This window comes from Streptomyces calidiresistens (assembly GCF_014141525.1).
GTDB lineage: Bacteria > Actinomycetota > Actinomycetes > Streptomycetales > Streptomycetaceae > Streptomyces > Streptomyces calidiresistens.
On sequence record NZ_VKHS01000436.1, the window covers coordinates 1 to 4,677 of the forward strand.

General features: G+C 71.3%; 3 protein-coding genes and 1 pseudogene. All 4 read left to right on the top strand.

Annotation, left to right across the window (positions count from 1 at the left end; all coding sequences use genetic code 11):
* Positions 1–327 precede the first annotated feature (327 nt).
* The gene (locus FOE67_RS17055) at positions 328–3,564 is read left to right on the top strand and encodes a sensor histidine kinase (RefSeq protein ID WP_182665223.1); all 3,237 of its coding nucleotides are present in this window, start codon (positions 328–330) and stop codon (positions 3,562–3,564) included.
* A gap of 10 nt (positions 3,565–3,574) precedes the next feature.
* The gene (locus FOE67_RS17060) at positions 3,575–3,988 is read left to right on the top strand and encodes a roadblock/LC7 domain-containing protein (RefSeq protein WP_143620747.1); all 414 of its coding nucleotides are present in this window, start codon (positions 3,575–3,577) and stop codon (positions 3,986–3,988) included.
* Positions 3,989–4,090: 102 nt separating this feature from the next.
* Positions 4,091–4,588 carry a DUF742 domain-containing protein gene (locus FOE67_RS17065; RefSeq protein WP_182665225.1) on the top strand — a complete coding sequence of 166 codons (498 nt, stop codon included), beginning with the start codon at positions 4,091–4,093 and terminating at the stop codon, positions 4,586–4,588.
* A pseudogene (locus FOE67_RS17070) lies at positions 4,569–4,677 on the top strand (ATP-binding protein); the annotation flags it as partial. The gene FOE67_RS17065 and the pseudogene FOE67_RS17070, both read left to right, overlap by 20 nt.

Below are 4,677 nucleotides of genomic sequence, written 5' to 3' on the forward strand. Positions count from 1 at the left end.
GCGCCCCGGAGGACGCCCCCTCCTCCCCGCGGGAGGAATGCGGAGCCCACTTCCCTGTGTTCTTCACCACCCCTGCCGAAACCGCTCACTCTCGTACGACATGCTTGATAACGGTTCGGCAGGCAATCATCGTCGCCCGTGTACGTGCGGCGATCGCCCCGCTCCCCTCCGCATCCAACGCTGCGCCTTTTTCAGCGCTATTGTCGGTTTTGTCGATATCGCCCGGGCGGGCGAGTGGCCGTAATGGTGCCCCCGGGGGATTGGAAAGTGCGGGCGTGACGTGCTGGAATCCGAGCAACCAGGCAGTAGTCGCGGCCCTCCGGGCCGATGCCGAGAGGTGAGAGGCCAGTGAGGCGCAGCAAGACGACCCCTCCGTCACCGGGGGAGTCCGGAGGCGACCGGGCAGTCGGGCGGGGCAATTTCACCCCGCCCTCGACGAGTGCCCCGGTCCCCCTGGCGGTGCCCGATCCCCCGGCGCCGGTGGGGGACGAGGCCGGCAGCAGGTTCTCCCCCAGGAACTGGCGGGTGGCCACCCGGCTGAACGCCATTCTCCTGATCCCCGTACTCGTGGCCCTCCTCTTCGCCGGCCTCCGGGTGAACACGCACTACAACACCTGGCAGGACGCGCAGCACGCGGAATCGGTTGCGGAACTCACCCGCGCGGCGACCGAGTACGCCCACGCCCTCCTCGTGGAGCGGGACACCACCGCCCGACCACTGCTGGAGGGCAACGCCGACGACCCCGTCATCGGCGAGGTGCGCCGCGCCACCGACGACGCGCGCGCCGAGTTCGACCGCCGGGTCGCCGAGATGCCCGACGACGAGAGCCTGCGCCGGCGCCTGGACCGCATCCGTGAGGTCGAGCCCAATCTCACCGCCCTGCGGCAGAACGCCTACGGCGAGGCCATGGAGGGCGTCCAGACGGAGGAGGGGTACGTCGAGATCCAGAACCCCCTGATGTCGTTCACCAACGAACTGGGTCTGGGCACCGACAACCTCGCGACCTACGGCCGCGCCGCCTACGCCGTCTCCCTCGCCAAGTCGGCCAACTCCCTGCAGCGGGCCATCGGCACCCACCTGCTGATCTCGCCCGCCGAGGACGTCGAGAACCTCACCCGTCAGCGGGTGGCCCTCACCTCCTACGCCTATCTCGAGGGTGTCGCCCGCAGCGAGTACGGCCAGGCCTCCAGCGACGAGGAGGTCCAGCGCATGCAGACCCTCCTCGTGGAGAGCACCGCCGGGCTCGGCGCCGGGCCCAGCCGCGAGCAGATGACCTCCTACATCGCCTCCGGCCAGTTCGGCCCGCAGGAACTCGCCGGCTACGGGGTCACGCCCGACAGCTGGTACGACGCCGCCACGGCGACCTTCGAGGCGTACCACACCCTGGAGACCGAACTGGTCGACAACGCGGTGGAGGAGGCCCGGAGCATCGCGGCCGAGGCCCGGACCAACATGATCACCAACTCCGCGCTGGTGATCATCGCCCTCCTCGGCGCCTTCGTCATCGCCGGTCTCATGGCCCGTTCCATGAGCCGGAACATGCGCACCCTGCGCGGTGCCGCCCTGGGGGTCGCGGAGGAGCGCCTCCCGGCCCTGGTCCGCCAGCTCTCGCAGACCAACCCCGGACAGGTGGACACCCGGGTCGACCCGATCCCGATCACCAGCCGGGACGAGATCGGTGAGGTCTCCCGCGCCTTCGACCGCGTCCACGGCGAGGCCGTGCGTCTGGCCGCCGAGCAGGCACTGCTGCGGGGCAACGTCAACGCGATCTTCACGAACCTCTCCACCCGGAACCAGAGCCTCATCGAGCGCCAGCTGGCCCTGATCACCGACCTGGAGAACAACGAGGCCGACCCGGACCAGTTGGAGGACCTCTTCAAGCTGGACCACCTGGCCACCCGCATGCGCCGCAACGGCGAGAACCTCCTCGTTCTCGCGGGGGAGGACCCCGGCCGCAGCTGGAACGAGCCGATCCCCCTGATCGACGTCCTGCGCGCCGCCTCCTCCGAGGTGGAGAACTACGAGCGGATCGAGCTGTCCGGCGTCCCCGAGAGCGAGATCCACGGCGCCGTGGTCAACGACCTCGTGCACCTCCTGGCCGAGCTGCTGGAGAACGCCACCACCTTCTCCTCCCCGCACACCAAGGTCCGGGTCACCGCGACCCGTCTGCCCGACGGCCGCATCATGGTCGAGATCCACGACAAGGGCATCGGCCTCACCGCCGAGGACTTCGCCGAGATCAACCACCGGCTCGCCGAGCCGCCCGCCGTCGACGCGGAGATCTCCCGCCGCATGGGCCTGTACGTGGTCGGCCGCCTGGCCCAGCGCCACGGCATCCGGGTCCAGCTGCGCCCCTCCGGGGAGCAGTCCGGCACGACCTCCCTGGTCATGCTGCCCGAGGAGATCACCCACGGCGGCGGGGGCACCGAGCGTCCCGGCGACGAGGAGTTCACCGTCTCGCGGATCGTCCCCGAGGGGCCGTTCACCCGCGAGGAGCAGCAGCCCACCGTGGCGAGCGCGGCGGAGCTGGGCTTCGACGACAGCCGCTACGAGAGCCGCCGACCGGCGGGCGCCCCGCTCGACCCCGTCGGCCGCTCGCTGCTCCGCGGCGAACTCCGGGCCCGGGCCGGGGAGCGTGCCGGCGCCGACGAGGGAGCCCCCGCCCAGTGGACGGACACCGCGACCGCCGGTGACGACGCCCCCGCCCCGGCGGGTGCGAATGCCGGCCACGGCGCTCCCGGCGGGGACGCGACCCGGGGCGGCGCCGACGGCTGGACGGACAACGGGTACCCGGCCGACGGGTACGGCGGGACCCCCCCGGTCGGCGCCCCGGCCTACGGCGACAACGGATACGGGAACGGCGGCTACGGCGGGGGCGCCTACGGCGACGGCACCCCGGGGGAGGGCGGGCACCCCTCCGACGGCTACGTCGGCAACGGCTACGGAACCCCCGACCGGACCGGCGCCGCGACGTACCCCGGGGCCGCGGATCCCGGTGGCGCGTGGAACACCGGTGTCGAGCAGCCGACCTCGGAATTCGACGGCTTCACCCGCGACAACGGGAACGGCGGGACACCTCCCGCCGGAAGCGCGCAGAGCGTAGGATTCTCCCCCGAAACCGGATCGGAGGCGGATCGGTCCGCTCCCGTCACCGGTGCGGGGTTGCCGCGCCGCACCCCGCAGCGGACTCCCGCCGAGCCCGGGGCGGAGGCCCCGCGGCGCGAGGAGCGGGAGGAGTCCGTGACCCCGTCGTCGGCCCCCTCGTCCCTTCGGGACGGGGGCAACGCCTGGAGCGGCGGGCCGCGTCGCGAGGCCGCCCGGCCGGCGGGGACCACCTCATCGGGTCTGCCGCGGCGCGTGCCGCGGGCGAACCTCACCGAACACACCCTTCCCGAGCCCTCCAGGACCGGTGGGCCGCAGGTTTCCCGGGCGCCCGAGGACGTCCGGGGCCGGTTGACCAACCTCCACCGAGGGGTCCGGCAGGGGCGCGGGGCCGGAGCGGCCCGCGCGCAGAACGACCAACAGGGCTACGGCCCAGGTAACACCTACGATCAGGAGCGTTAGTGTGAGCCCGATGAGCCAGGCGGCGCAGAACCTGAACTGGTTGATCACCAGCTTCGTGGACAACACCCCCGGGGTGTCGCACACGGTGGTGGTCTCCGCTGATGGTCTTCTTCTGGCGTTGTCCGAGGGTTTCCCGCGGGATCGCGCGGATCAGTTGGCGGCGGTGGCGTCGGGTCTGACGTCGTTGACGGCGGGTGCTTCGCGGATCTTCGAGGGCGGCGTGGTGAATCAGACGGTGGTGGAGATGGAGCGCGGCTTCCTCTTCATCATGTCGATCTCGGACGGTTCCTCGTTGGCGGTGTTGGCGCACCCGGACGCCGACATCGGTTTGGTGGGGTACGAGATGGCGTTGTTGGTGGACCGCGCCGGTGCGGTTCTGACGCCCGATCTCCGCGCCGAACTCCAGGGAAGTCTGCTCAACTAGTAAACACCTCGTGCGCGACGGGCTTTCGCCCCTTAGGGTGCCAGCACGCACGTGGCGAGTGCGGCGAGCGCGACACGGCAACGGCAGTCGGAGGAGGAAACAGTGGCAACGCCCCCAGCCGGATCGTTCGGCAACGAGTACCCGGCCCAGCCGCATCACGGCGGGCAGCCCGGGCGCTACGACTTCCCCCCGGCCAACGGCGGTCGATCCTCCCAGTCGTCGGGGCGGCGTCAGCCCGACGGCGGTGGGGGCGCGCCCCGACAGCCGTTGGTGCGTCCGTACGCCATGACCGGTGGGCGGACGCGCCCCCGGTACCAGTTGGCGATCGAGGCCCTGGTCAGTACCAGCGTGGAGCCCGCCCGCCTGCAGGGGCAGTTGCCGGAGCACCAGCGGATCTGCCAGTTGTGCTACGAGGTCAAGTCGGTCGCGGAGGTTTCCGCGCTGCTCTCCATTCCCCTTGGTGTGGCCCGGATCCTCGTCGCCGATCTGGCGGAGGCCGGGCTGGTCGCCATTCATCAGCCGGGTCATGACGCCGAGCCCGGTGGCCAGCCAGATGTGACATTGCTCGAAAGGGTGCTCAGTGGACTTCGCAAGCTCTAGCGGTGCGGCCGGGGCGGCTCCGGCTCGTTCCACGACTTCGGCGAAGATCGTGGTCGCCGGTGGGTTCGGTGTGGGCAAGACCACGTTCG

Excerpts from the sequence above, each read along its gene's own strand:
- FOE67_RS17055 (WP_182665223.1), top strand. The coding sequence starts at position 328 with ATGCCGAGAGGTGAGAGGCCAGTGAGGCGCAGCAAGACGACCCCTCCG.
- FOE67_RS17060 (WP_143620747.1), top strand. The coding sequence starts at position 3,575 with ATGAGCCAGGCGGCGCAGAACCTGAACTGGTTGATCACCAGCTTCGTG.